Origin of the sequence: Streptomyces antibioticus, from assembly GCF_002019855.1 — a bacterium.
Classification (GTDB): Bacteria; Actinomycetota; Actinomycetes; order Streptomycetales; family Streptomycetaceae; genus Streptomyces; species Streptomyces antibioticus_B.
Genome location: NZ_CM007717.1, coordinates 4,883,648 through 4,908,813, shown reverse-complemented (window position 1 = coordinate 4,908,813; position 25,166 = coordinate 4,883,648). Strand labels below are relative to the sequence as shown.

Genomic DNA, 25,166 nt, shown 5'->3' with positions numbered 1-25,166 from the left:
CCACGACGCACCCGCACCCACCCACAAAGCCCCCGCTACCCCTCCGACCCCGCGGGGCGCCACGCAGAACCCCCGAGCGGAAACTCGTACGCCGGACGCCCGTGGTCCCCACTGGTACGGAACGGCTTCCCCTCGTCGTCGATCCTCAGCGTGCCGTGCCGCGAGCCGCTGGACCAGGACAGCTCCAGATACCAGCTCACGTCGTACGCGGAGGCGTCGGCGGTCACGTAGTAGACCTCCGGGTCGGACTCGCTCACCTTGAACGGGAAGTCCGGATGCCCCGCCTCCGGCACCGGCGCCGGGCGCGCCGCGTCCAGGGCGATCGAGAACGACCGCGTCGGCACACCGCCGCCGCAGCCGACCCCCGGGTAGCCCATCGCGTAGTCGTTCCAGGCGAGCGGCGAACGCCTGGCCACCGTACGGACCGTCAGACGGTCCACGACGACGGTCTCCGCACCCGTCCCCTGCACGGTCAGTTCCAGGTACTGCTGCCCCGCCGACACGGCCCCGTGCCGGGACACCCAGGCCGGCGCGTCCTGCTCGACCGGCGGCGGGCTGACCTCCTGCGGCCCCTGCCGGATCAGATAGTGCTGATCGCAGGGGCTCTCCCAGGCGAACGGCCGCGCGGCGACCGTCAGCGGAACGGCCGCACCGGCGCCTTTCCCGGCGGAGGGCGACCCGGCGGACGCGGACGGCGAGTCCGACGGCGACGGAGAGGCAGAGACAGCGCCCGACGGTGACGGTGACCCGGACGACGAGGCCGACACCGACGGCGTACCCCGCCCCGGCACGGACTCCGCCGCCCCGACCGGACCGCCCGCGCCACCGCCGTCGTCGGAACCGCCGCCCGGCAGCACGAGCGCGAGGGTCAGCGCGACCGACCCCAGAGCGGCGACGGCACCGACCCCGGCGAGCACCAACGGCCGCCGTACACGCACGGGCTCGGTCACGGCCTCGGGCTCAGGATCGACCTCGGGCTCAAGGTCGGGGTCGGGCTCGGGCTCGGGCTCGCGCTCGGAAACAGGTTCCGCACCCTTCTTCCCCCGCCCCGCGTCCGCCAGCACCCAACTCCGGTGCAGGGCCACGAGTTCGTCCGGCGACGCCTTGCAGAGGCGGGCCATGCGCTCCACGGGGGAGTAGTCCGTGGGCACGGCGTCCCCGTTGCAGTAACGGTGCAGCGTCGACGTACTCATGTGGAGCCGTTTCGCGAGCGTCCCGTAGCTCAGCCCGGACCGGTCCTTCAACTCCCGCAGCAGCTCCGCGAAGTCGGCCGCAGCCACCGTTCGTCCACCCCCCATGTCCCATCCCGGCGTTCCAGGGATGGTTCGTTCGCCCAGCTCACACCCGGTGCGGGCGTTCCAGTGTCCCTGATCGTCCGCCGGTCCTGGCGGCCGGGACGGATACTCTCGCAAGCTTTGGCCAAGCAGGCAGCCCATCGCAACTCGGCACCACGGAAGAGGACTTGACCATGCACATCCGCCGCACCCGCTCACTGCTCGCCGTCACCGCGCTCACCGCCCTCGCCCTCACGGCGTGCGAGAACGGGACGGGCACGAGGGACGAGGGCGCCTCCGCCCTCCCCGAGACGCCGTCGACGTCGGCATCCGCACCCGCGTCCGCACCGGCTGCGCCGGCCGACGGCGGCACGACCACCCCGGCCAAGAACGGAAACAAGGACGGAAACAAGGACGGGACCAAGGACGGCACCAAGGACAACGCGAAGGGCGGCTCCAAGACCCCCGCTCCCGCCACCCGCGTCCTCTGCAACGGCTCCACCACCAAGGTCACCGCCCAGCCCGTCCCCCGCCCGCTCAACCACCTGCTGCTCACCGTGACCAACACGGGCAGCAAGACGTGCGATCTGACCTACTACCCCGTCCTGCGCTTCGACGAGATGCAGTGGGTGCCGCGGGCCGCCGAGGAGACGCACCCGCAGGCCGTGGTGACCCTCGCGCCGGGCGAGTCCGGGTACGCGGGCGTCCTGCTGTCCGCCGCCGACGGCAGCGGCGACGGCGGCACGACCGCCGAGAAGCTGACCGTCGCCTTCCAGGGCATGACCCCGAACAGCGACGGCGGCGCCTCCGCGACCCCGGCCCTGCCCGCCGCGGGCGTCTACTACGACAGCTCCCTCACGGTGACGTACTGGCAGCAGGACCGCGAGGACGCCCTGAGCTGGTGACGGCTACCGCAGCTTGCGGGCCGCCTCGGTCGCCCAGTAGGTGAGGATGTTGCGCGCGCCGGCCCGCTTGATGCCGGTCAGCGCCTCGAAGATCGCCCGGTCGCGGTCGACCCAGCCCTTCTCGGCGGCGGCCTCGATCATCGAGTACTCACCGGAGATCTGGTACGCCACGACCGGCACGTCCACGGCGTCGGCGACCCGGGCCAGGACGTCGAGGTAGGGGCCGGCCGGCTTGACCATCACCATGTCGGCGCCCTCCTCCAGGTCCAGCGCCAGCTCCCGCATCGACTCGCGGAGGTTGGCCGGGTCCTGCTGGTAGGTCTTGCGGTCGCCCTGGAGCGACGAACCCACGGCCTCCCGGAAGGGGCCGTAGAAGGCGGAGGAGTACTTCACGGTGTAGGCGAGGATGGAGACGTCCTCCCGCCCGATCTGGTCGAGCGCGTCCCGGACGACGCCGATCTGGCCGTCCATCATGCCGCTGGGGCCCACCACATGGGCGCCGGCGTCGGCCTGGACCTGGGCCATCTCGGCGTACCGCTCCAGGGTCGCGTCGTTGTCGACCCGGCCCTGCGCGTCCAGCACCCCGCAGTGCCCGTGGTCCGTCGTCTCGTCGAGGCACAGGTCGGACATGACCAGCAGATCGTCCCCGACCTCGGCGCGGACGTCCCGGAGGGCCACCTGGAGGATGCCGTCCGGATCGGTGCCCGGGGTGCCGAGCGCGTCCTTCTTCGAGTCCTCCGGCACCCCGAAGAGCATGATCCCGGAGACCCCGGCCTCCACGGCCTCCAGCGCGGCCTTCTTCAGGCTGTCGCGGGTGTGCTGCACGACCCCGGGCATGGCCTGGATCGGCACCGGCTCGCTCACGCCCTCCCGCACGAACGCGGGAAGGATGAAGTCGGCCGGGTGCAGCCGGGTCTCGGCGACCATGCGCCGCATGGCGGGGGTGGTGCGCAGTCGCCGGGGACGCGTACCGGGAAAGGAACCGTACTTCGTCATGCGCCTACGCTACGCCCGCCCCGGGCACCCCCTTGCCGACGCCCCGTCGGCACTGCCTGGGCCCCTGGGCGCGTCCGGAGCGCGGCCGGTGGTCATCGCGTCGTCCTCCCGGAGCGGTTGACAAAACGGAGCAACGCTCCGGATAGTAAATGGAGCAACGTTCCGTTTCAGGGTAACCGAAAGGGCGTCCTCACCATGAGCGCATCCCCCACCGCCACCGGCACAGACCTCCCGGACACCCCCGTACCCGTCCTGTCCTACAGCCCCGTCGTCCTCCCGGTGCCCGGACGGCCCGTGGACCTCCAGGTCCGGGTCACCGCCCCGGAGACCGGCACCGGCCTGCCCGTCCTGCTGCTCTCGCACGGGCACGGGCCCTCGCACAACCTCTCCTCGCTCAACGGCTACGCACCGCTGGCCCAGCGGTGGGCGGCCCTCGGCTTCGTCGTCGTCCAGCCCACCCACCTCACCTCCCGGACCCTGAGCCACCTGGTCGCCGACGCGCCCGGCGCGCCCGACTTCTGGCGCTCCCGCGCCGAGGACATGTCCCACGTCCTCGACCGCCTGGACGTGATCGAGCGGACCGTGCCCGGACTCGCCGGGCGGATCGACCGCACGAAGATCGGCCTCGCCGGACACTCGCTCGGCGGCTTCACCGCCTCCCTCCTGCTGGGTGCCGGGATCGTCGACCCCGGCACCGGGAAGACGGTGAGCGTCGCCGAGCCGCGCATCACGGCGGGCGTGCTGCTGGCCGCGCCCGGCCGGGGCGGTGACGTCCTCAACGGGCCCATGGCCGCGCAGTGGCCGATCATCGGGGCCGTCGACTTCGCCACCATGACCACGCCCGCGCTGGTCGTCGCCGGTGAGAAGGACGACTCCCGGCACTTCACCGACATGGGCCCGGACTGGCACGCCGACCCCTACGCCCTCGCCCCCGGACCCAAGACCCTGCTCACCCTGTTCGAGGCGGAGCACGGCCTCGGCGGCATCGCCGGCTACGACGCCGCCGAGACCACCGACGAGAACCCCGCGACGGTAGCCGCCCTGGCCCACCTCACCGCCGCCTACCTCCGCACCCAGTTCCACCCCGGCGACGACGCCTGGCCCACAGCCACCGAGTCCCTCACCACCGGCCCGACAGCGGTCGGCCGCATCGAATCCAAGTAGCCCGCCCGGCCGGCCGGGGACACGAAACGCCGGGGACACGAAAAACGCGGCGGAGCGCTCCTCCCGAAGGAGAAACGCTCCGCCGCGTCCGTGTTCCGGCCCGCCCGGCGTCAGGTCGCCCGGCGCCGCCGTGTCCCCGGGCGTCGCTCGCTGGGCCGGGTCACCGGGTCGCCCGCCTCGCGTGCGGCCGTGCGGCGGCGCTGGCCGAAGTCGGCCAGGGCCTCCGCGAGCTTGTGCACCGACGGCTCGGGAGCCATCACGTCGACCCGCAGCCCGTGCTCCTCGGCCGTCTTGGCGGTCGCCGGACCGATACAGGCGATCACCGTGACGTTGTGCGGCTTGCCGGCGATCCCGACGAGGTTCCGCACGGTCGACGACGACGTGAAGAGCACCGCGTCGAAGCCGCCGCCCTTGATCGCCTCCCGGGTGTCCGCCGGGGGCGGCGAGGCCCGCACGGTCCGGTAGGCCGTGACGTCGTCGACCTCCCAGCCCAGCTCGATGAGCCCGGCCACCAGCGTCTCGGTGGCGATGTCGGCGCGCGGCAGGAACACCCGGTCGATCGGGTCGAAGACCGGGTCGTACGGCGGCCAGTCGTCCAGCAGCCCGGCGGCCGACTGCTCGCCGCTCGGCACCAGGTCCGGCTTCACACCGAAGGCGACCAGCGCGTGCGCGGTCTGCTCGCCCACCGCGGCGACCTTGATCCCCGCGAAGGCGCGGGCGTCGAGGCCGTACTCCTCGAACTTCTCGCGGACGGCCTTGACCGCGTTCACCGAGGTGAAGGCGATCCACTCGTAGCGGCCCGTCACCAGGCCCTTGACCGCCCGCTCCATCTGCTGGGGCGTGCGCGGCGGTTCGACGGCGATCGTCGGCACCTCGTGCGGCACGGCCCCGTAGGACCGGAGCTGGTCGGAGAGCGACGCCGCCTGTTCCTTCGTCCGCGGGACGAGGACCTTCCAGCCGAACAGCGGCTTGGACTCGAACCACGAGAGCTGGTCGCGCAGGGCCGGGGCGGAACGCTCGCCGACCACGGCTATCACCGGCCGGCCGCCCTCGGGCGAGGGCAGCACCTTCGCCTGCTTCAGCGTCTGCGCGATGGTGCCGAGGGTGGCCGTCCAGGTCCGCTGGCGGGTGGTCGTACCGGCGACCGTGACCGTCATCGGCGTATCGGGCTTGCGGCCCGCCGAGACCAGTTCACCGGCGGCCGCGCCGACCGAGTCCAGGGTCGTCGAGACCACGACGGTGCCGTCGGAGGCGCCGACCTCGGTCCAGCAGCGGTCCGAGGCGGTACGGGCGTCCACGAAGCGGACGTCCGCGCCCTGCGCGTCGCGCAGCGGCACCCCGGCGTACGCGGGCACGCCGACCGCGGCGGCGACACCGGGCACGACCTCGAAGGGAACACCGGCCGCCGCGCAGGCGAGCATTTCCTCCGCCGCGTACGTATCAAGTCCCGGGTCCCCGGACACCGCTCGGACGACCCGCCTGCCGCCCCGCGCGGCCTCCATGACAAGATGTGAGGCATCCCGCACAGCGGGTACCTCAACGCTTGCCGACGCGCCGTCGACAAGCGTCGGGTGAGGCGTGCCCGTGCCCGGAAGCGGGTCCGACGAAGGACCTGGTTCCGCGGTCACGACGGTGACGCCGGGCCGCGCGTGCGTCCGTACGACGTCGAGCACCTCGTGCTCGGCGACCAGGACGTCCGCGTGCCCGAGCGCCTCCACGGCGCGCAGAGTCAGCAGTCCCGGATCCCCGGGTCCGGCACCGAGGAAGGTGACGTGCCCGTGTTCCGGACCGGCGGGAAGGGTGGTGGGGCTCACTGTGCTCGCTCCCCCATCAGACCGGCCGCGCCCCGGGCGAGCATCTCGGCCGCGAGTTCACGGCCGAGCGCCCTTGCCCGGTCGTGCGTCTCGGGCACGGGACCGGTGGTGGACAGGCTCACCATGCGAGAGCCGTCGGTGGTGCCGACGACGCCGCGCAGGCGCATTTCGTTGACAATCTGCCCGTCGGCCAGAAGGTCGGCCAGCGCGCCCACAGGGGCGGAGCAGCCGGCCTCCAGGGCGGCGAGCAGGGACCGTTCGGCGGTCACGGCGACCCGGGTGAAGGGGTCGTCGAGGGCGCCGAGCGCGGCGATCAGTTCCGCGTCGCCCGCGGCACATTCGATCGCCAGTGCCCCCTGGCCGGGGGCGGGCAGCACCGTGTCTATCGACAGGAAGTCGGTGACCTCGTCGATGCGTCCGATGCGGCTCAGGCCGGCCGCGGCCAGTACGACCGCGTCCAGTTCACCATCGTGCACGTACCGGATGCGGGTGTCGACGTTCCCACGTATCGGGACGGTCTCGATGTCGAGACCGTGGGCCCGCGCGTACGCGTTGAGCTGCGCCATGCGGCGCGAGGAACCGGTGCCGATGCGCGCCCCGCGCGGCAGGTCGGTGAACTTCAGCGCGTCCCGGGCGACGATCACGTCACGGGGGTCCTCGCGCACCGGTACGGCGGCCAGGACCAGGTCCTCGGGCTGCGCGGTCGGCAGGTCCTTCAGCGAGTGGACCGCGAAGTCGACCTCCCCCCGCGTCAGCGCGTCACGCAGCGCGGTCACGAAGACGCCCGTGCCGCCGATCTGCGAGAGATGCGCGCGGGAGACGTCGCCGAAGGTGGTGATCTCGACGAGTTCGACGGGCCGTCCGGTCACCTGGCTCACGGCGTCCGCCACCTGCCCGGACTGGGCCATGGCGAGTCTGCTCCGCCTGGTCCCGAGCCTCAATGCCTTGTCAGTCATTCCGGCCCTCGGTTCTTCTCGGTGCTGTCGTCGGCCCGGGAGACAGAGGCCACCGTCTCCGGGTCGAGGTCGAACAGGGTGCGCAGCGCGTCCGCGTACCCGGCGCCGCCGGGTTCGGCGGCGAGCTGTTTGACGCGGACGGTCGGCGCGTGCAGCAGCTTGTCGACGACGCGCTTCACGGTCTGGGTGATCTCCGCGCGGTGCTTGCCGTCGAGGCCGGGCAGCCGTCCTTCGAGGCGGGCGATCTCGCCCGCGACGACATCGGCGGCCATCGCGCGCAGCGCGACCACGGTCGGGGTGATGTGCGCGGCCCGCAGCGCGGCGCCGAACGCGGCGACCTCGTCGCCGACGATCCGCCGCACCTGGTCCACGTCGGCGGCCATCGGGGCGCCCGCGGACGCCTCCGCCAGCGACTCGATGTCCACCAGGCGCACCCCGGCCAGCCGGTGCGCGGCCGCGTCGACGTCCCGCGGCATCGCGAGGTCCAGCAGGAACAGCACGGGCTCGGGGCGGACCAGCGCGGCGGCCGGTTCGGGCCTGCGGCGCTCGGGGATCCGGCCGACGGTGGCGGCGGTCGCGGCGAGCGCGGTGATCAGCTCGGCGTCGGTCTCGGGGCCGCGCCGGACGGCCGTACGGCGGTCGACGGTCGCGTTGTCGACCCAGGCGGCGTGCTGCTCCAGGGTCGCCGCGTCCATGCCGGCCACGGCGGCCTCGCCGAGCACGGAGAAGCCGGAGCGCTGGGCGGCGGGCAGGTCGAGCGGACAGTTCTCCTCGGTGCCGAGGGAGGTCGGCGGCAGCGCGCGGACGGCCGACGGGCCCTCCTCGCCGAGGTCGGCCGACGCGCTGGCGGCCGGTGCGCCGGCGCGGCCCTCGACGGCCGCCGCGATCGCCTCCGCGGTCAGCACGAGGCCCGTCGCGCCGGTACAGGAGACGGCGATGTCGGCACGTGTCAGCTCGGCCGGCACCGATTCCATCGGTACCGCGCGGGCCGGCACGTCCGTGCTCTCGTCCTCGGTCAGGATCCGGGCGAGCCGCTCGGCGCGGTCGAAGGTGCGGTTGGCGACGACGACCTCGGCGACCCCGGCGCGCGCGAGCGTGGCGGCGGCCAGCGAGGACATCGAGCCCGCGCCGATGACCAGGGCCTTCTTGCCGCGCGCCCAGGCCGAGACGTCCTCACCGGCGGCGAGCTGCTCCAGGCCGAAGGTGACCAGGGACTGCCCGGCCCGGTCGATGCCGGTCTCGGAGTGGGCCCGCTTGCCGACCCGGAGGCTCTGCTGGAACAGGTCGTTCAGCAGCCGTCCGGCGGTGTGCAGGTCCTGCGCCCGGGCCAGGGAGTCCTTGATCTGCCCGAGGACCTGGCCCTCGCCGACGACCATCGAGTCCAGCCCGCAGGCCACCGAGAACAGATGGTGGACGGCCCGGTCCTCGTAGTGCACGTAGAGATAGGGGGTCAGCTCGTCGAGGCCGACCCCGCTGTGCTGGGCGAGCAGGGTGGACAGCTCGGCGACACCGGCGTGGAACTTGTCCACGTCGGCGTACAGCTCGATCCGGTTGCAGGTGGCCAGGACGGCGGCCTCGGTGGCCGGTTCGGCGGCGACCGTGTCCTGGAGCAGCTTGAGCTGGGCGTCCGCGGAGAGCGAGGCCCGCTCCAGGACGCTCACCGGGGCGCTGCGGTGGCTCAGCCCGACGACGAGGAGACTCATGCCGGCATCACGGCGGGTACGTCCCCGTCGGGTCCCTGGTCGGTGCCGCCGGTCCGGCCAGTGCGCTCGGTGCGGTCGGTGCGGGAGTCGTCGCGGCCGGCCGGGGCCGGTACGGCGCCGTCGAGGGCCGCGGCCTCCTCGCCGGCCTTGCGCTGCTCGTGGAAGGCGAGGATCTGCAGCTCGATGGAGAGGTCGACCTTGCGCACGTCGACGCCGTCCGGGACGGTCAGCACGGTCGGCGCGAAGTTCAGGATGGAGGTCACCCCGGCGGCCACGAGCCGGTCGCAGACCTGCTGGGCGGCGCCGGCCGGGGTGGCGATGACACCGATCGACACGCCGTTGTCCGTGATGATCTTCTCGAGCTCGTCGGTGTGCTGCACCGGGATGCCCGCGACGGGCTTGCCGGCCATCGCCGGGTCGGCGTCGATCAGCGCGGCCACGCGGAACCCGCGCGAGGCGAACCCGCCGTAGTTGGCGAGGGCGGCGCCGAGGTTTCCGATACCGACGATGACGACCGGCCAGTCCTGGGTGAGGCCCAGCTCACGGGAGATCTGGTAGACGAGGTACTCGACGTCGTAGCCGACCCCGCGGGTGCCGTAGGAGCCCAGGTAGGAGAAGTCCTTGCGCAGCTTGGCGGAGTTGACCCCGGCCGCGGCCGCGAGTTCCTCCGACGACACCGTGGGCACCGAGCGCTCCGACAGAGCGGTCAGCGCACGGAGGTACAGCGGAAGGCGGGCGACGGTGGCCTCGGGAATCCCTCGGCTACGGGTCGCCGGTCGGTGAGTTCGGCCAGTTGCCACGGTGCTCCTGCGGGTAGAGCGGGGCTGCGAGCGGTCGTACGTCCCCAGACCGCCCCGTCGACAGCAGGCTATGTCTTTGTGAACGCGTGCACAAAGATGGTGTCCGATTTGCCCGCCCAACGTGACCGGGGTCACGCGTGTTGTTCCTGGGGGCAAAACCGACACTCTCCTCGTGAATCCCGCCCCCGAGACCAAATCGCCATCGATCCTAAGCGACGTTCGGCGTGTCTTGTACTGCTCGGTCAGTTCCCCGTCAGCTCTTTGCGCAGCCGCCCCTCGTCCACCCGCCAGAACGTGTGCTGTTCGCCGTCGACCAGCACCACCGGGATCTGCTCCCAGTACTCCTCGTGCAGGCGCGGATCGCGCGTGATGTCCTTCTCCTCCCACGGCACCCCCAGCTCGGCGCAGACCTTCTCCACCACCGTCCGGGCGTCGTCGCACAGATGACAGCCGGGCTTGCCCACCAGCGTGACCGACCTCTCGCGGGGAGGGACGGCCTTACGTCGAAAGAACGGACTCATACGGGCCATTCTCGCCCCCTCCGGCGCGGTGGGCGGATGGTCCGGTTTAACGGCACGGTCGCGGAGAGTTCACACCCGCCGAACCTCTCGGCTCCGGAACCACCGAACAGAATGGCTATGCTCACGCCATGGCCGCTCTCGGATGGCTCACCCCCCGTAGGCGCTCCGCCACGGCGCGGAGCGTGTTGGCAGGCGAAGCCTCGGCGGAGGCCGCCCGCAAGTCCACGCAGGACACACAGCTCGAACAGCCCACCGCGGACGAACCGCAGTTCCCGGTCCACGGCGACGCGCTGGCCGCCGCTTTCTTCGACCTGGACAACACCGTGATGCAGGGCGCCGCCCTGTTCCACTTCGGCCGTGGCCTGTACAAACGCAAGTTCTTCGAGACCCGCGACCTGGTCCGGTTCGCCTGGCAGCAGGCGTGGTTCCGGCTGGCCGGCATCGAGGACCCCGAGCACATGCAGGACGCCCGTGACTCGGCCCTGTCCATCGTCAAGGGCCACCGCGTCTCCGAACTGATGTCGATCGGCGAGGAGATCTACGACGAGTACATGGCCGAGCGCATCTGGCCCGGCACCCGCGCCCTCGCCCAGGCCCATCTGGACGCCGGTCAGAAGGTGTGGTTGGTCACAGCCGCCCCGGTGGAGATCGCCCAGGTGATCGCCCGCCGCCTCGGCCTCACCGGCGCCCTCGGCACGGTCGCCGAGTCGGTCGACGGCGTCTACACCGGCAAGCTGGTCGGCGAACCGCTGCACGGCCCCGCGAAGGCGGAGGCGGTCCGCGCCCTGGCCGCGGCCGAGGGCCTCGACCTCTCCCGCTGCGCCGCCTACAGCGACTCGCACAACGACATCCCGATGCTGTCGCTGGTCGGCCACCCCTACGCCATCAACCCGGACACCAAACTGCGCAAGCACGCCCGGGGCCTGGACTGGCGGCTGCGCGACTACCGCACCGGCCGCAAGGCGGCGAAGGTCGGCATCCCGGCGGCGGCCGGCGTCGGAGCGGTCGCGGGCGGCACGGCGGCGGCCATCGCCCTGCACAACAGACGCCGGCGGTAGAACTCCCCCTCGCCCCGCGCGCGATGCGCGCCACGCGCCACGCGCACAAAGGACGGTCGTACCCGTTACGGCCGTCCTTCATGCGTCACTCCTGCGCTGTTGTCCGCGCACAGCCACAACGCGCCCTGGACCGAGCCGAAACTCGAACCTTTCCGATCAACAACCGTTCACCCTGCGACACCTGATCGAGCGTCAATAGGTCACAGAAGCGACGTAATCGAAGTTTTGAGCAACTCGGTGTAGCAGCGCCTGCACGAAGCGTTATTCTCCTCAGACGCATACCGGAACCCCCCTGTCGTCACAGCGGCCACCAGGCCGTCGTCACTGCGGGTGAAAGGTTTCGCACTGCACGTGATGGAAGCTCTGCCTCTGGGAGTCCCGTGTACCCACACGTCGGGGTTGACACCTCGGGCCTGGCTACGCTGCGCGCAACGGTCGCTACGGTCCAGGACCTGTTGCGCGGCTTCGTCCCCACCGCGTACGCCGTACCCGCCTTCGTCACCGCCACGCCGGCGGGCCCGTGCTACGCACTGGCGGAAGGCGGCGCCGTCGTCGGCAGACGAGGGCGTTCCTCCGGCGCGTCCACCGCCGCCCGCCGCCCCGCCGCCGACAGCGACAGCGCCCGCATGATGGACCTCGTCGAACGCGCCCAGGCCGGCGAGGCCGACGCCTTCGGGCGCCTGTACGACCAGTACAGCGACACCGTCTACCGCTACATCTACTACCGCGTGGGCGGCAAGGCGACCGCCGAGGACCTCACCAGCGAGACCTTCCTGCGCGCCCTGCGGCGCATCGGGACCTTCACCTGGCAGGGCCGCGACTTCGGCGCCTGGCTCGTCACGATCGCCCGCAACCTCGTCGCCGACCACTTCAAGTCGAGCCGCTTCCGCCTGGAGATCACCACCGGCGAGATGCTCGACGCCAACGAGGTCGAGCGCTCCCCCGAGGACTCCGTCCTGGAGTCCCTCTCCAACGCCGCGCTGCTGGACGCCGTCCGCCGGCTCAACCCCCAGCAGCAGGAGTGCGTGACCCTCCGGTTCCTCCAGGGACTGTCCGTCGCCGAGACCGCGCGCGTGATGGGCAAGAACGAAGGGGCCATCAAGACCCTCCAGTACCGGGCCGTGCGCACCCTGGCCCGCCTCCTGCCGGACGACGCCCGCTGACGCACCCGTCCGGCGCCTACTGTCGGCCATCCCCAACTCACTTTCAGTGAAAGTCCGTTGACTTCCCGATCCGATCATCCGCCGTCCGTAACCCAAGTGCCGCGCCAGTCGTTGTGCGGGATACAGGCTCCCTGTGGTCACGTTCCGACCGCCGCCGATCACTCGATCGCAAGGCAGCGGTCCGGGCCGTGCAACCCTCGAGACCCCCGGGGAGCCGACCGTCATGACGAGAGGAGGTGCCGCCAGTGATCGCGAACGTATCGGCGCACCGGCGGGCGAGCGCCTTCGCCCAGGCTCTGGAGGAGCAGTCCGACCAGGCCACGGCGGCCGAGCAGACCGAAGGATCACCGCCGGCGCCGGCCGCTGCGGACCAGACCGAGCGGGGCCGTCTCCTGGCCCTCGCCACGAGTCTCGCCGAGCTGCCCAAACCGGAACTCGACCCCGAGGTCAAGGTCGTTCAGCGGGCCCAGTTGGTCGCGGCGATGGAGGCCATGCTGCGATCGGGCACCGTGGGAGGCGAAGCGGCGGACCCTTCGGTACCCGAGCAGCGGTCCCACCGCGCCCGGGGGGCCCACCGGGCGAGTCCGCTGGGCAAGTTCCGACCACGCTCCCGCATCGCCAAGGGCCTCACGGCCGGCGGCCTGAGCGTGGGCGTCGCCGCCGGTGCGTTCGGCGGAGTCGCGGCCGCGAGTTCCGACGCCCTCCCCGGTGACGGGCTCTACGGGCTCAAGCGCGGCATCGAGGACTTCAAGCTCACCTACCTGGCCGACGGCGACGACGAGCGCGGGCGCACCTACCTCGACCAGGCGTCCACCCGGCTCAACGAAGCCCGCAGGCTCATGGAGCGCGGCCGCGGCGGCCAGCTCGACCACGAGTCCCTCGGCGAGGTCCGGCGCGCCCTGTCCGGCATGCGGCACGACGCCTCCGAGGGCCACCGGCTGCTCCATGAGGCGTACGAGCGCGACCCGGAGTCCCTCGGCCCCATCCAGGCCCTCTCCGCGTTCTCCCGCTCGCACCGGGACGCCTGGGGCGCCCTGCGCGACAAACTGCCCCTCCAGCTCGGCGACGTCTCTCAGCAGGTGTCGTCGGTCTTCGAGGCCATAGAGGACGAGGTCGCCCCGCTCCAGTCCCTGCTGCCGCAGCCACCGGCCCCGGGCGACGCGGGCCCCGGCAGCAGCCGGAGCACCGGCTCGACGGCCACCGGCGGCACCGACACCGGCCGCTCCACGACCCCCGGCACCGACGCCTCCCGAGGCAGCGGCGCCGGAACCGGCAGCGGCGCCGGCCCCAGCAAGTCCTCGAGCGCCGGCACCGGCGACGAGGGCCTCCTCGGCGGCAGCACCGGCGGCCTGCTCGACCCGCCCAAGGAGTCCGGCGCGGCCTCCCCGTCCACGCCCACCCCGGTCAAGCCGCCGGACGTGACGATCCCGCCACTGCTCCCCGGCCTCCTGCCGGGCCTCGGCATCGACAGCCAGGACGCGGACTAGAGCAGGTGGCACACAGATGGGGGCGCCCTTCCCGGGAAGGGCGCCCCCATCTGTCGTACTCCGTCAGAAGAACACCGACCGCCGCTGCACCAGCAGCTTGTACAGCGTGTGCTGGATCTGCTCGCGCACCTGGTCGGTGAGGTTGAACATCAGCATCGGATCCTCCGCCGCCTCCGGCGGATACCCGTCCGTCGGGATCGGCTCGCCGAACTGGATCGTCCACTTGGTGGGCAGCGGAATCGCGCCCAGCGGCCCCAGCCACGGAAAGGTCGGCGTCAGCGGGAAGTACGGGAACCCGAGCAGCCGCGCCAGCGTCTTGGCGTTGCCGATCATCGGGTAGATCTCCTCCGCCCCGACGATCGAGCACGGCACGATCGGCGCGCCCTGCCGCAGCGCGGTCGACACGAACCCGCCCCGCCCGAACCGCTGGAGCTTGTACCGCTCCCCGAACGGCTTCCCGATGCCCTTGAACCCCTCGGGCATCACCCCGACCAGCTCCCCCTGCCCCAGCAGCCGCTCGGCGTCCTCGGCGCAGGCGAGGGTGTGCCCGAGCTTGCGCGCCAGCTCGTTCACCACCGGCAGCACGAACACCAGGTCGGCGGCGAGCAGCCGCAGATGCCGGCCCGCGGGGTGATGGTCGTGGACGGCGACCTGCATCATCAGCCCGTCCAGCGGCAGTGTCCCCGAATGGTTGGCGACGATCAGCGCCCCGCCCTCGGCCGGGATGTTCTCGACGCCCTTCACCTCGACCCGGAAGTACTTCTCGTACACCGGGCGCAGCAGCGACATCAGGACCTGGTCGGTCAGCTCCTCGTCGTACCCGAAGTCGTCGACCTCGTAGTCGCCCGTGAGCCGGCGGCGCAGGAAGGCGAGCCCGCCGGCGATCCGCCGCTCCAGGCCGCCGTCGCCCCGTCCGCCCGCCGCGTCCCCCGCCTCCGTCCCGTCCTTCACAGGAACATCATCCTGCTCCCCGGCCCTGGTGGGCAGGGGCTGGACCCCGCCGGTCCCGGCGAGGTCACCGATCTCCCGGACCGGAGCGGGCTCGCCGTTCGCGCGCCGGGACACGCCCCGCCGCCGCGGCTGCCGCCCTGCGGCACCCCCGCGGGAGCGGTCGTCGTCGAACGGAATGACCTTGGCGTCCGCCATCGTTGATGCGCTCCTCAGTTGGCGCTCGGCGTCGGGGGGTGGGCCGGGACGGGGGCCCCGGGCAGGGCGCCGCCCGCGAAGGGCAGCGCGGCGACCCGGTCGACGGCCTCCGCGACGGCCTCGGGCGGCAGCAGCCCCGGCCCGTGGCTGCGCGCGAAGTCCGCGAACGCCTCGGCCGTGGTGTACCGCGGGCGGAAGCCGAGCGTCTCGCGCATCTGGGTGGTCGCCACCACCCGGCCGTGCGTCAGCAGCCTGATCTGCTCGGGCGAGAAGTCCGTCATGCCCAGCGTACGCACCAGGGTTCCGGCCCAGGTGACCGCCGGCAGCAGCAGGGGCACGGTGGGCCGTCCGAGCCGCCGCGAGCACTGCGACAGCAGCAGCACGCCGTCCCCGGCGATGTTGAACGTGCCGCTGTTCAGGGTGCCGCGCTCCGGCTCGTGCGAGGCGATCCGCAGGACGTCGATGACGTCGTCCTCGTGCACGAACTGGAGCCGCGGGTCGTAGCCGAGCACGGTGGGCAGCACGGGCAGCGAGAAGTAGGAGGCGAGCGGCGTCTCGGCGGTGGGCCCGAGGATGTTGGCGAACCGCAGCACGCACACGGCGACATCGGGCCGCCGCCGCGCGAAGCCGCGCACATACCCCTCGACCTCGACGGCGTCCTTGGCGAACCCGCCGCTGGGCAGCGACTTGGCGGGGGTCGTCTCGGTGAACACGGCCGGATCGCGCGGCGCCGACCCGTAGACGTTGGTGGACGACTTGACGACCAGCCGCTTCACGGTCGGGGACTTCTGGCAGGCGCCGAGGAGCTGCATCGTCCCGATGACGTTGGTCTCCTTGACCACGGTCCGGCTGCCGCTGCCGAGCGCGGTGGCCGTCACGTCCAGATGGACGACGGTGTCGGCGCCCGTCTCGGCGAGCACCCGCGCGACGGTGGCCTGCCGGATGTCGGCCTGGACGAACTCGGCGCCGCCGAGATGGTGCTCGGGCCGCACGGCGTCCACGCCGATGACCCGCTCCACATCGGGGTCCCGCTGAATCCGTCGTACGAAACGGCCCCCCAGTTGACGGGCCACTCCGGTCACGAGCACGACCTTCCCCAAGATCAGCGCCTTCCTTCCGCCTCGGTCCCGCGCGGCCCAACCTACCGGGTTGATGTTGCGCTGTGATGACCCCCCGGACGCGCGAGGTGACGGAAACGGCCGGAGGGTGGCCGGGACATGCGTGTGGCCCCCCACCAGGAAACCCCAAGTGGAGGGCCACACCACGCTCTCGCGGCTCGCGTCGCCTACTTCTTGTTACGACGCTGAACGCGCGTGCGCTTGAGCAGCTTGCGGTGCTTCTTCTTGGCCATCCGCTTGCGCCGCTTCTTGATAACAGAGCCCACGACTACCCTCGCTCACTTCTCATCACTCGGTGCTGGGCGCCATGGGCCCATACGACCTACGAGGGGCTAGCCTACCCGCCTGAGCGCTGAGGTCGTAATCGAGGCGACCGGAGGGGTCCTGAAGGTGCCCTGTGCCGCTGGTCGCGCTGCTCTGCGAACCGATTGCGGACCCCTCCGCCGACACGGTCTCAGGCGGTTTCCACCCCCACGTAGCTCTCGCGGAGGTACTCGTGCACCGCCTGTTCGGGGACGCGGAAGGACCGCCCCACCCGGATGGCGGGCAGATGACCGCTGTGCACCAGCCGGTACACGGTCATCTTCGACACTCGCATCACCGAGGCGACTTCCGCCACGGTAAGGAACTGAACCTCGTTCAGAGGGCGTTCGCCTGCTCCAGCCATGACACACCTGAACCTTCCGCACTCGACGGCCACCGGCTTCCCCTTCCGGTGACTCTTCGTCGTTGCGTGCTCACTCCCCAATGTAGGGGCGGGTGATGCGAGTGGGGAAGAGGTGCACCCATCGCCGCCCTACTGTGACAGACACGCCCGATTGAGTACGTAGCGGGCCAGCGGCAGGTAGTGGTCCGGGCACACACCGTCGTCAAGTGGAACGGCGACGGCCACCGCCCCCTCGGCCTGCCCCACGAACACCGCCGGGTCGTCGGTGTCGGCCAGCCCGATGGCCTCGAACCCCAGTTGACCTGCCCCGCAGACCCATCCGTGGTCCCCGATCACCAGATCCGGCAACGGCCGCCCCTCCGCCGCGGCCGCCCCGAGCGCGACCCGAACCGGCAGGGGTGAGTGGCTGTGCACAGGGGTCGCACAACCGGCGCGTTCACCGTCGCCCTCCCGGACGACCGCGACGCCGCGTACGTAGTCGAGGTGGTGCGTACGTAGACCGAACCGGGTCGTTATGTCGACAGAGCGACCCTGCGCGAGGGTGAGGACAGTACATCCCGCCGCCGACAAAGCGTCCGCGAGCCGACCGTAGAACCCGAGCAGCCGATCCGGATGCCCGGTCCCGATCAGCACGCTCCCACCACGCTGGGCGACCGCCGCCACCCGCTCGGCGAAGGCGTCGAGCGCGGCGACGGTGCGATCCGGATCGATCACATCATGCCCTGAAACGCATCGAGGATCGGCCGAAACCCCACACTTCTCCGCCATCAACGCAAGCAACTCCCCCACCCCCCAGGCCCCCTGCGGCTCCACCCCCATCAACACCCGAGGATCCCGCGCAGCGAACGCCCGATACCGCCCCAGACTCTTCTCCCGCCCACTTCCCACAACCCCGGCCAGCCCAACGGCGACGAGGTACCCCCGAATGCCCCCATACCCGCCCACGCGACAGATCCTGAACCATGCCGAGGGCCTGCGGCCAGGGGGTGGGGGGAAGTGGGCTCGGTTGGCGTAAGGGGAGGGGGTCACTTTCCAACTGACCGAGACGGGCAGGCGGGTGGGCAAAAGCACCCCCTATGTCAACAACCCCCGCAACGGAAACACCGCCCGCCGAGTAGCCCGTACAGCCTGATCCAACCGAGACTCAGGGTCGTACCCCGCCTCCCACGCCCCCCACTCCACGGGCCACCGCCCATCAGTCATCCGCACCGGCGCCAACTGCCGCGTACGAGCAAAAACGGCCTGCCGCCAACTCTCCGGAATCACCGTCTCCGGCGCCACCGGCCGCCCCGCCACCACCCCCACCAGATGCGCCCACGACCGCGGCACCACATCCACCACCGCGTACCCGCCCCCACCCAACGCCACCCACCGACCCCCCGCATGCGCGTGCGCCAGCTCATGACACGCCATCTGCACCGCCCGCTGCGCGTCCAACGACACCGCCAGATGCGCCAACGGATCCTCGAAATGCGTATCCGCCCCGTGCTGCGTCACCAGCACATCCGGCCGGAAGTCGGCGAGAAGCTCCGGCACCACCGCGTGGAACGCCCGCAACCACCCCGCGTCCCCCGTCCCCGCCGGCAACGCCACGTTCACCGCGGCCCCCGCCCCCGCACCCGCCCCGGTCTCCTCCGGCCACCCGGTCTGCGGGAACAACGTACGAGGATGCTCGTGCAGCGAGATCGTCAGCACCCGCGGGTCCTCCCAGAACGCCGCCTGCACCCCGTCCCCGTGATGCACGTCCACATCGACGTACGCGACCCGCTCCGCCCCCAGCTCCAGCAGCCGCGCGATGGCCAGCGCCGCGTCGTTGTAGATGCAGAACCCCGCCGCACCCCCGGGCATCGCATGGTGCAGCCCGCCGGAGAAGTTCACCGCGTGCAGCGCCTCCCCCCGCCACACCGCCTCCGCCGCCCCCACCGACAACCCGGCGATCAGCGACGACACCTCGTGCATCCCGGCGAAGGCCGGATCGTCCACCGTCCCCAGCCCGTACGACACGTCCGCCGCCCGGGGATCCACGGAGGCCGCCTTCACGGCCTGCACATAATCCTCCCGGTGCACCAGCCTCAGGGTGGAGTCCCCGGCCGGCTTCGCCCCGACGACCTCCACCTCCCGGTCCAGCCCCAGGGCAGACACCAGCCTCCGCGTCAGATCCAGCCGGACCGGATCCATCGGATGCTCCGGGCCGAAGTCATAGCCCGTTACTGCCTCGTCCCACATCAGCTGTGCGCGGCCGCTCATGCCCGACACCGTATCGGTCCGGTTGAGCGGCGAACGACCGGGCGTACACCAACGTCACCAGCACCAACACCATCGGCACCACCATGGCCCCCCGATAGCTCCAGGCGTCCCCCAACGCCCCCACCAAGGGCGACCCCACCAGGAACCCCACGTAGTTGAAGACGTTCAGCCGCGCGATCGCCGCGTCCGACGCCCCCGGGAACAACCGCCCCGCCGCCGCGAACGTCTGCGGCACCAGCACACACAGCCCCAGCCCGACCAGTGTGAACCCGCCCATCCCGACCCAGGCGCCCGGCGCCCCGGCCACCACCGCGAACCCCACCGCCGCCACCAGCGCCCCGAGCCGCACCACCGCCGCCGCCCCGAACCGCCGTACCCCGAAGTCCCCGATGGCCCGCCCGACCAGCGTGGTCACCATGTACACGTTGTACGGCACGGTGGCGAGCTGCTCACTGCTCCCGAGCACGTCCTGGAGGTACTTGGCGCTCCAGTTGGAGACCGTCGAGTCCCCGATGTAGGCGAAGGTCATCACCAGACACAACGGCAACAGCAACTTGAAGACGACCCCGTCACCCTTGGCCCCCGCCTCAGAACCCTTCTCAGCCACCCGCTCCGCATCCGAGTCGACGTACCACCGGCTCCCCACCAGCACCGCCGGCACCAGCACCGCCACGACCGGCAGATACGACACCCAGAGCGCGAGATGCCAGTGCGCCCCCGCCCACGCGAACGAGGCGCCCACGATCCCGCCCAGGCTGTACGCGGCATGGAAGCTCAGCATGATGCTGCGCCCGTAGGCCCGCTGGAGGCTCACCCCGAGCATGTTCATCGAGGCGTCCAGCACCCCCACCGAGAGCCCGAAGACGGCGAGCGAGACGGCGAGTTGGAGCATCGTGTCCCCGGCGCCCACCCCGACCAGCGCCAGCAGCACCACCGGCTGCGACCACCGCAGCAGCGCGCTGGCCGGCACCCGCTTCACCAACTGCTCCGTCGCCACGCTCCCGGCCCCGGCCAGCACCGGCACGGCCGCGAGGAAGGCGGGCAGCAGCGCGTCCGAGACCCCGTACCGGTCCTGGATGGCCGGGATTCGGGTGACGAGCAGAGCGAACGCAGCCCCCTGGGCGAAGAAGCTGAACGCCAACGAGGCCCTACCGCGCCGCAGCAGTTCTGTCATGGCGGCGAGCGTAGGGCCCCGGCGTACTCGTGGGTAGATCCAGCCAAAGATGAATTTCCCTCATCTTTACCGGGCGAGAGCCACGACAGGCATCTCGGCCGTCTCCCCGACCGCCACGTCACCCCGCTCCACCGACCGCTCCCGCGCGGCCTCTTCGGCGACCATCGCCTGCATGGGCCCGGCGCCCAGCGCCCCACCCACCACGAACCCCGCCCCCATCGCCACGACCATCACCACGGACCCCAGCCACACCATCGTCTCCACCGGCACCGTGTACGCGCCCACGACCCGCAGCACACACTCCCCGAGCAACACCGCACCCCATACGACGGAGAAGACCCGCTCTCGCCGCAGGAAGTCCGCGGAGGCCGCCGCCCGCCCCGCCGTCAGCCGCTCCCAGGCCGCCTCCTTGGCCGCGTCCCCCTTCACCAGGAACGGCTTGAGCCCGGCGGTCATCATCGGCCTCCCGCACGCCACGGACACCAGGATCCCGATGCCGACGACACTGCTGACCCCGCTGTCCTTGGCGAGCATCAGCCGCGGATCCCCGGCGACGAGACTGAGCAGCAGCCCGACGACGTTCACCACGAGGATGAGCCCGGCGAGCCCGTTGACCGTCCGGTCCCGCAGCAGGCTCCACCCGGTCCGCACGGCCGGCACCACACTGCTCCAGGCCAGCGCGGCGAAGGTGCTCATCCCGAAGGCGCCCTTGAACAGGTAGTACGACCCGAGCGGTACGGCCACGTCCACGAGGAGCGGGACGAAGGCGTTCTGCTGCTTGCGCTGCGTCTCGTGCTGGTTCGTCGTCATGCCCTCAGCTTCGCCGCCGGCCCGGTTCCCCCGGTAGAAACGATCGTCCGGACCTACGCATGACAAATGTCAGGCCAGCAGCCCAGCCAAGTCACCCATGTCGTCGAACAGTTGGGTGGCCCCCGCTAGCTTGGCGGCCGGTGTCATCGCCGTGAACCCGTACACGTCCATCCCGGCCGCGACAGCCGCCTGGACGCCCAGCGGAGAGTCCTCCACCACGACACACCGCGCCGGCTCGACGCCCATCCGCTCGGCCGCGTAGAGGAACAGATCGGGAGCCGGCTTGCCCTTCCCCACGTCCTGGGAGCTGAAGATCCGCGCGTCCTCGAACCACCGGTCAAGCCCCGTCGTCCGATGCCCCACCCGGATCCGCTCATGGCTCCCCGAGGACGCCACGCAGTACGGCACCTCGTCCGCGGCGAGCTTCCCGAGGACATCCACGGCACCCGCGACGGGCCGCAACTCCCGCTCGAAGGCGTCGAACACCCTCCGGTGGAAGACGTCGTCGAAGTCCGCCGGCAGCCGCTCACCCGTGCGCTCCAGGACCAGGTCGTGGATCCGGTGCATCGCGGACCCCATGTAGTCCCGGATGGAGTCCTCGTAGCTGGTGGGATGCCCCAGCTCGGTCAGATAGGCGGCCAGCAGCCGGTTGGAGATGGGCTCGCTGTCCACCAGGACACCGTCGTTGTCGAAGATCACCAATTCGTAGCGCATATAAAGAACCCTAAACGCAGAAAACCCCGCACCATGAATGGTGCGGGGTTTCCCACAATGATTGTTCGGCGGTGTCCTACTCTCCCACAGGGTCCCCCCTGCAGTACCATCGGCGCTGTGAGGCTTAGCTTCCGGGTTCGGAATGTAACCGGGCGTTTCCCTCACGCTATGACCACCGAAACACTATGAAACTGTTTCAGCCGCACCACGCCGTGACCGGGCGTGGGGCTGTTCGTGGTTTCAGAACCAACACAGTGGACGCGAGCAACTGAGGACAAGCCCTCGGCCTATTAGTACCGGTCACCTCCACACGTTACCGTGCTTCCAGATCCGGCCTATCAACCCAGTCGTCTACTGGGAGCCTTACCCCATCAAGTGGGTGGGAGTCCTCATCTCGAAGCAGGCTTCCCGCTTAGATGCTTTCAGCGGTTATCCCTCCCGAACGTAGCCAACCAGCCATGCCCTTGGCAGAACAACTGGCACACCAGAGGTTCGTCCGTCCCGGTCCTCTCGTACTAGGGACAGCCCTTCTCAAGACTCCTACGCGCACAGCGGATAGGGACCGAACTGTCTCACGACGTTCTAAACCCAGCTCGCGTACCGCTTTAATGGGCGAACAGCCCAACCCTTGGGACCGACTCCAGCCCCAGGATGCGACGAGCCGACATCGAGGTGCCAAACCATCCCGTCGATATGGACTCTTGGGGAAGATCAGCCTGTTATCCCCGGGGTACCTTTTATCCGTTGAGCGACGGCGCTTCCACAAGCCACCGCCGGATCACTAGTCCCGACTTTCGTCCCTGCTCGACCCGTCGGTCTCACAGTCAAGCTCCCTTGTGCACTTACACTCAACACCTGATTGCCAACCAGGCTGAGGGAACCTTTGGGCGCCTCCGTTACCCTTTAGGAGGCAACCGCCCCAGTTAAACTACCCATCAGACACTGTCCCTGATCCGGATCACGGACCCAGGTTAGACATCCAGCACGACCAGAGTGGTATTTCAACGACGACTCCACCTGAACTGGCGTCCAAGCTTCACAGTCTCCCACCTATCCTACACAAGCCGAACCGAACACCAATATCAAACTGTAGTAAAGGTCCCGGGGTCTTTCCGTCCTGCTGCGCGAAACGAGCATCTTTACTCGTAGTGCAATTTCACCGGGCCTATGGTTGAGACAGTCGAGAAGTCGTTACGCCATTCGTGCAGGTCGGAACTTACCCGACAAGGAATTTCGCTACCTTAGGATGGTTATAGTTACCACCGCCGTTTACTGGCGCTTAAGTTCTCAGCTTCGCCAMSMCGAAKMBTGACTAACCGGTCCCCTTAACGTTCCAGCACCGGGCAGGCGTCAGTCCGTATACATCGCCTTACGGCTTCGCACGGACCTGTGTTTTTAGTAAACAGTCGCTTCTCGCTGGTCTCTGCGGCCACCCCCAGCTCGRRSAGCAAGTSYYCTCACCARDBRTGGCCCCCCTTCTCCCGAAGTTACGGGGGCATTTTGCCGAGTTCCTTAACCATAGTTCACCCGAACGCCTCGGTATTCTCTACCTGACCACCTGAGTCGGTTTAGGGTACGGGCCGCCATGAAACTCGCTAGAGGCTTTTCTCGACAGCATAGGATCATCCACTTCACCACAATCGGCTCGGCATCAGGTCTCASMCTMWRTGWSWGGCGGATTTGCCTACMTSWCGKSCTACACCCTTACCCCGGGACAACCACCGCCCGGGCTGGACTACCTTCCTGCGTCACCCCATCACTCACCTACTRCMASYYTGGKYCRKCGGCTCCACCACTYYCCTTKCCCCGAAGGSTCCGGRRCGGCTTCACGGMCTTAGCATYRMYDGGTTCGATGTTTGACGCTTCACAGCGGGTACCGGAATATCAACCGGTTATCCATCGACTACGCCTGTCGGCCTCGCCTTAGGTCCCGACTTACCCTGGGCAGATCAGCTTGACCCAGGAACCCTTAGTCAATCGGCGCACACGTTTCTCACGTGTGAATCGCTACTCATGCCTGCATTCTCACTCGTGAACCGTCCACCACTGCCTTCCGGCGCRGCTTCACCCGGCACACGACGCTCCCCTACCCATCMMWRNMGSCGTTGGSCSTRTTRYWKSAATGACACGACTTCGGCGGTACGCTTGAGCCCCGCTACATTGTCGGCGCGGAATCACTAGACCAGTGAGCTATTACGCACTCTTTCAAGGGTGGCTGCTTCTAAGCCAACCTCCTGGTTGTCTCTGCGACTCCACATCCTTTCCCACTTAGCGTACGCTTAGGGGCCTTAGTCGATGCTCTGGGCTGTTTCCCTCTCGACCATGGAGCTTATCCCCCACAGTCTCACTGCCGCGCTCTCACTTACCGGCATTCGGAGTTTGGCTAAGGTCAGTAACCCGGTAGGGCCCATCGCCTATCCAGTGCTCTACCTCCGGCAAGAAACACACGACGCTGCACCTAAATGCATTTCGGGGAGAACCAGCTATCACGGAGTTTGATTGGCCTTTCACCCCTAACCACAGGTCATCCCCCAGGTTTTCAACCCTGGTGGGTTCGGTCCTCCACGAAGTCTTACCTCCGCTTCAACCTGCCCATGGCTAGATCACTCCGCTTCGGGTCTTGAGCGTGCTACTAAARYCGCCCTGTTCGGACTCGCTTTCGCTACGGCTACCCCACCCGGGTTAACCTCGCAACACACCGCAAACTCGCAGGCTCATTCTTCAAAAGGCACGCAGTCACGAGAWMWSWGCAAGCWSWKWTCCGACGCTCCCACGGCTTGTAGGCACACGGTTTCAGGTACTATTTCACTCCGCTCCCGCGGTACTTTTCACCATTCCCTCACGGTACTATCCGCTATCGGTCACCAGGGAATATTTAGGCTTAGCGGGTGGTCCCGCCAGATTCACACGGGATTTCTCGGGCCCCGTGCTACTTGGGTGTCTCTCAAACGAGCCGCTGACGTTTCGACTACGGGGGTCTTACCCTCTACGCCGGACCTTTCGCATGTCCTTCGCCTACATCAACGGTTTCTGACTCGTCCYRYSGCCGGCAGACSRYRGAAGAGAGATCCCACAACCCCGCACACGCAACCCCTGCCGGGTCTCACACGTATACGGTTTGGCCTCATCCGGTTTCGCTCGCCACTACTCCCGGAATCACGGTTGTTTTCTCTTCCTGAGGGTACTGAGATGTTTCACTTCCCCTCGTTCCCTCCACACTGCCTATGTGTTCAGCAGCGGGTGACAGCCCATGACGACTGCCGGGTTTCCCCATTCGGAAACCCCCGGATCAAAGCCTGGTTGACGACTCCCCGGGGACTATCGTGGCCTCCCACGTCCTTCATCGGTTCCTGGTGCCAAGGCATCCACCGTGCGCCCTTAAAAACTTGGCCACAGATGCTCGCGTCCACTGTGCAGTTCTCAAACAACGACCAGCCACCCATCACCCC

General features: G+C 69.7%; 21 protein-coding genes and 2 rRNA genes. 5 read left to right on the top strand and 18 right to left on the bottom strand.

Annotated elements, in window-relative coordinates; all coding sequences use genetic code 11:
• Positions 1-35: 35 nt before the first annotated feature.
• Positions 36-1,298, bottom strand: a complete 1,263-nt coding sequence (locus tag AFM16_RS22245) for a helix-turn-helix domain-containing protein (protein ID WP_179123295.1) — start codon at positions 1,296-1,298, stop codon at positions 36-38.
• 170 nt (positions 1,299-1,468) lie between these two features.
• On the opposite strand from AFM16_RS22245, the gene AFM16_RS22240 reads away from it, so the two are divergent.
• The gene (locus AFM16_RS22240; protein WP_107419133.1) at positions 1,469-2,179 is read left to right on the top strand and encodes a DUF4232 domain-containing protein; all 711 of its coding nucleotides are present in this window, start codon (positions 1,469-1,471) and stop codon (positions 2,177-2,179) included.
• Between the two features lie 3 nt (positions 2,180-2,182).
• Here the strand turns inward: AFM16_RS22240 and hemB are convergent, their stop codons facing one another.
• The gene (gene hemB, locus AFM16_RS22235; protein ID WP_078634400.1) at positions 2,183-3,175 is read right to left on the bottom strand and encodes a porphobilinogen synthase; all 993 of its coding nucleotides are present in this window, start codon (positions 3,173-3,175) and stop codon (positions 2,183-2,185) included.
• Positions 3,176-3,370: 195 nt separating this feature from the next.
• On the opposite strand from hemB, the gene AFM16_RS22230 reads away from it, so the two are divergent.
• The gene (locus tag AFM16_RS22230; protein WP_078634399.1) at positions 3,371-4,339 is read left to right on the top strand and encodes an alpha/beta hydrolase family protein; all 969 of its coding nucleotides are present in this window, start codon (positions 3,371-3,373) and stop codon (positions 4,337-4,339) included.
• Positions 4,340-4,449: 110 nt separating this feature from the next.
• On the opposite strand, the gene AFM16_RS22225 is transcribed toward AFM16_RS22230, so the two are convergent.
• The 5 genes from AFM16_RS22225 to AFM16_RS22205 all read right to left on the bottom strand — a co-directional run bounded on the left by AFM16_RS22225 (position 4,450) and on the right by AFM16_RS22205 (position 10,142).
• Complete coding sequence (locus AFM16_RS22225) at positions 4,450-6,153, bottom strand: bifunctional uroporphyrinogen-III C-methyltransferase/uroporphyrinogen-III synthase (protein WP_078634398.1); 1,704 nt, start codon at positions 6,151-6,153, stop codon at positions 4,450-4,452.
• Entirely contained in the window at positions 6,150-7,109 is a 960-nt protein-coding gene (hemC, locus tag AFM16_RS22220; RefSeq protein ID WP_078634397.1) for a hydroxymethylbilane synthase, read from the bottom strand. The genes AFM16_RS22225 and hemC overlap by 4 nt, the downstream gene beginning before the upstream one ends.
• Positions 7,106-8,812, bottom strand: a complete 1,707-nt coding sequence (locus AFM16_RS22215) for a glutamyl-tRNA reductase (RefSeq protein WP_078634396.1) — start codon at positions 8,810-8,812, stop codon at positions 7,106-7,108. The genes hemC and AFM16_RS22215 overlap by 4 nt, the downstream gene beginning before the upstream one ends.
• Positions 8,809-9,612, bottom strand: coding sequence for a redox-sensing transcriptional repressor Rex (locus tag AFM16_RS22210; RefSeq protein WP_078634395.1), 804 nt, complete (start codon positions 9,610-9,612; stop codon positions 8,809-8,811). Before AFM16_RS22210 ends, AFM16_RS22215 begins: the two co-directional genes overlap by 4 nt.
• Before the next feature lie 242 nt (positions 9,613-9,854).
• Positions 9,855-10,142 (bottom strand): glutaredoxin family protein, encoded by a 288-nt coding sequence (locus AFM16_RS22205; RefSeq protein WP_179123294.1) that lies wholly within the window; start codon positions 10,140-10,142, stop codon positions 9,855-9,857.
• 119 nt (positions 10,143-10,261) lie between these two features.
• Between AFM16_RS22205 and AFM16_RS22200 the strand changes: the two genes are divergently transcribed.
• The 3 genes from AFM16_RS22200 (at position 10,262) to AFM16_RS22190 (ending at position 13,841) form a co-directional block, all read left to right on the top strand.
• A complete protein-coding gene (locus AFM16_RS22200; RefSeq protein WP_078634393.1) occupies positions 10,262-11,191 on the top strand; it encodes an HAD family hydrolase in 930 nt (309 codons plus the stop codon).
• Positions 11,192-11,571: 380 nt separating this feature from the next.
• Positions 11,572-12,354: an ECF subfamily RNA polymerase sigma factor, BldN family gene (locus tag AFM16_RS22195; protein ID WP_030798235.1), complete on the top strand. Its 783-nt coding sequence runs from the start codon at positions 11,572-11,574 to the stop codon at positions 12,352-12,354.
• A gap of 245 nt (positions 12,355-12,599) precedes the next feature.
• Positions 12,600-13,841 carry a DUF5667 domain-containing protein gene (locus tag AFM16_RS22190; RefSeq protein WP_078634392.1) on the top strand — a complete coding sequence of 414 codons (1,242 nt, stop codon included), beginning with the start codon at positions 12,600-12,602 and terminating at the stop codon, positions 13,839-13,841.
• A gap of 63 nt (positions 13,842-13,904) precedes the next feature.
• On the opposite strand, the gene AFM16_RS22185 is transcribed toward AFM16_RS22190, so the two are convergent.
• The 11 genes from AFM16_RS22185 to AFM16_RS22135 form a co-directional block, all read right to left on the bottom strand.
• A complete protein-coding gene (locus AFM16_RS22185; RefSeq protein WP_078634391.1) occupies positions 13,905-14,987 on the bottom strand; it encodes a lysophospholipid acyltransferase family protein in 1,083 nt (360 codons plus the stop codon).
• 14 nt (positions 14,988-15,001) lie between these two features.
• The gene (locus tag AFM16_RS22180; protein WP_030798241.1) at positions 15,002-16,087 is read right to left on the bottom strand and encodes an NAD-dependent epimerase/dehydratase family protein; all 1,086 of its coding nucleotides are present in this window, start codon (positions 16,085-16,087) and stop codon (positions 15,002-15,004) included.
• A gap of 185 nt (positions 16,088-16,272) precedes the next feature.
• A complete protein-coding gene (locus tag AFM16_RS22175) occupies positions 16,273-16,371 on the bottom strand; it encodes a 30S ribosomal protein bS22 (RefSeq protein ID WP_003948845.1) in 99 nt (32 codons plus the stop codon).
• A gap of 188 nt (positions 16,372-16,559) precedes the next feature.
• Entirely contained in the window at positions 16,560-16,772 is a 213-nt protein-coding gene (locus AFM16_RS22170) for a helix-turn-helix domain-containing protein (RefSeq protein ID WP_051781202.1), read from the bottom strand.
• Between the two features lie 129 nt (positions 16,773-16,901).
• Positions 16,902-17,726, bottom strand: a complete 825-nt coding sequence (locus AFM16_RS22165; RefSeq protein WP_370628144.1) for a phosphatase — start codon at positions 17,724-17,726, stop codon at positions 16,902-16,904.
• 120 nt (positions 17,727-17,846) lie between these two features.
• Entirely contained in the window at positions 17,847-19,019 is a 1,173-nt protein-coding gene (locus AFM16_RS22160) for an acetoin utilization protein AcuC (RefSeq protein ID WP_078634390.1), read from the bottom strand.
• The gene (locus tag AFM16_RS22155) at positions 18,970-20,193 is read right to left on the bottom strand and encodes an MFS transporter (RefSeq protein WP_078634389.1); all 1,224 of its coding nucleotides are present in this window, start codon (positions 20,191-20,193) and stop codon (positions 18,970-18,972) included. The genes AFM16_RS22160 and AFM16_RS22155 overlap by 50 nt, the downstream gene beginning before the upstream one ends.
• Before the next feature lie 66 nt (positions 20,194-20,259).
• The gene (locus AFM16_RS39115; RefSeq protein ID WP_078634388.1) at positions 20,260-21,003 is read right to left on the bottom strand and encodes a VC0807 family protein; all 744 of its coding nucleotides are present in this window, start codon (positions 21,001-21,003) and stop codon (positions 20,260-20,262) included.
• Between the two features lie 69 nt (positions 21,004-21,072).
• Positions 21,073-21,717, bottom strand: a complete 645-nt coding sequence (locus AFM16_RS22145) for an HAD family hydrolase (RefSeq protein ID WP_078634387.1) — start codon at positions 21,715-21,717, stop codon at positions 21,073-21,075.
• Positions 21,718-21,780: 63 nt separating this feature from the next.
• A 5S ribosomal RNA gene (gene rrf, locus AFM16_RS22140) occupies positions 21,781-21,897 on the bottom strand.
• A gap of 90 nt (positions 21,898-21,987) precedes the next feature.
• Positions 21,988-25,109: ribosomal RNA gene (locus AFM16_RS22135) — 23S ribosomal RNA — on the bottom strand.
• Between the last annotated feature and the right edge of the window lie 57 nt (positions 25,110-25,166).

What these genes read in the sequence shown, in the direction of transcription:
- AFM16_RS22245 (WP_179123295.1), bottom strand. Translation starts at nt 1,298, where the DNA reads ATGGGGGGTGGACGAACGGTGGCTGCGGCCGACTTCGCGGAGCTGCTG.
- AFM16_RS22240 (WP_107419133.1), top strand. Translation starts at nt 1,469, where the DNA reads ATGCACATCCGCCGCACCCGCTCACTGCTCGCCGTCACCGCGCTCACC.
- hemB (WP_078634400.1), bottom strand. Translation starts at nt 3,175, where the DNA reads ATGACGAAGTACGGTTCCTTTCCCGGTACGCGTCCCCGGCGACTGCGC.
- AFM16_RS22230 (WP_078634399.1), top strand. Translation starts at nt 3,371, where the DNA reads ATGAGCGCATCCCCCACCGCCACCGGCACAGACCTCCCGGACACCCCC.
- hemC (WP_078634397.1), bottom strand. Translation starts at nt 7,109, where the DNA reads ATGACTGACAAGGCATTGAGGCTCGGGACCAGGCGGAGCAGACTCGCC.
- AFM16_RS22215 (WP_078634396.1), bottom strand. Translation starts at nt 8,812, where the DNA reads ATGAGTCTCCTCGTCGTCGGGCTGAGCCACCGCAGCGCCCCGGTGAGC.
- AFM16_RS22205 (WP_179123294.1), bottom strand. Translation starts at nt 10,142, where the DNA reads ATGGCCCGTATGAGTCCGTTCTTTCGACGTAAGGCCGTCCCTCCCCGC.
- AFM16_RS22200 (WP_078634393.1), top strand. Translation starts at nt 10,262, where the DNA reads ATGGCCGCTCTCGGATGGCTCACCCCCCGTAGGCGCTCCGCCACGGCG.
- AFM16_RS22185 (WP_078634391.1), bottom strand. Translation starts at nt 14,987, where the DNA reads ATGGCGGACGCCAAGGTCATTCCGTTCGACGACGACCGCTCCCGCGGG.
- AFM16_RS22170 (WP_051781202.1), bottom strand. Translation starts at nt 16,772, where the DNA reads ATGGCTGGAGCAGGCGAACGCCCTCTGAACGAGGTTCAGTTCCTTACC.
- AFM16_RS22160 (WP_078634390.1), bottom strand. Translation starts at nt 19,019, where the DNA reads ATGAGCGGCCGCGCACAGCTGATGTGGGACGAGGCAGTAACGGGCTAT.
- AFM16_RS22155 (WP_078634389.1), bottom strand. Translation starts at nt 20,193, where the DNA reads ATGACAGAACTGCTGCGGCGCGGTAGGGCCTCGTTGGCGTTCAGCTTC.
- AFM16_RS39115 (WP_078634388.1), bottom strand. Translation starts at nt 21,003, where the DNA reads ATGACGACGAACCAGCACGAGACGCAGCGCAAGCAGCAGAACGCCTTC.
- AFM16_RS22145 (WP_078634387.1), bottom strand. Translation starts at nt 21,717, where the DNA reads ATGCGCTACGAATTGGTGATCTTCGACAACGACGGTGTCCTGGTGGAC.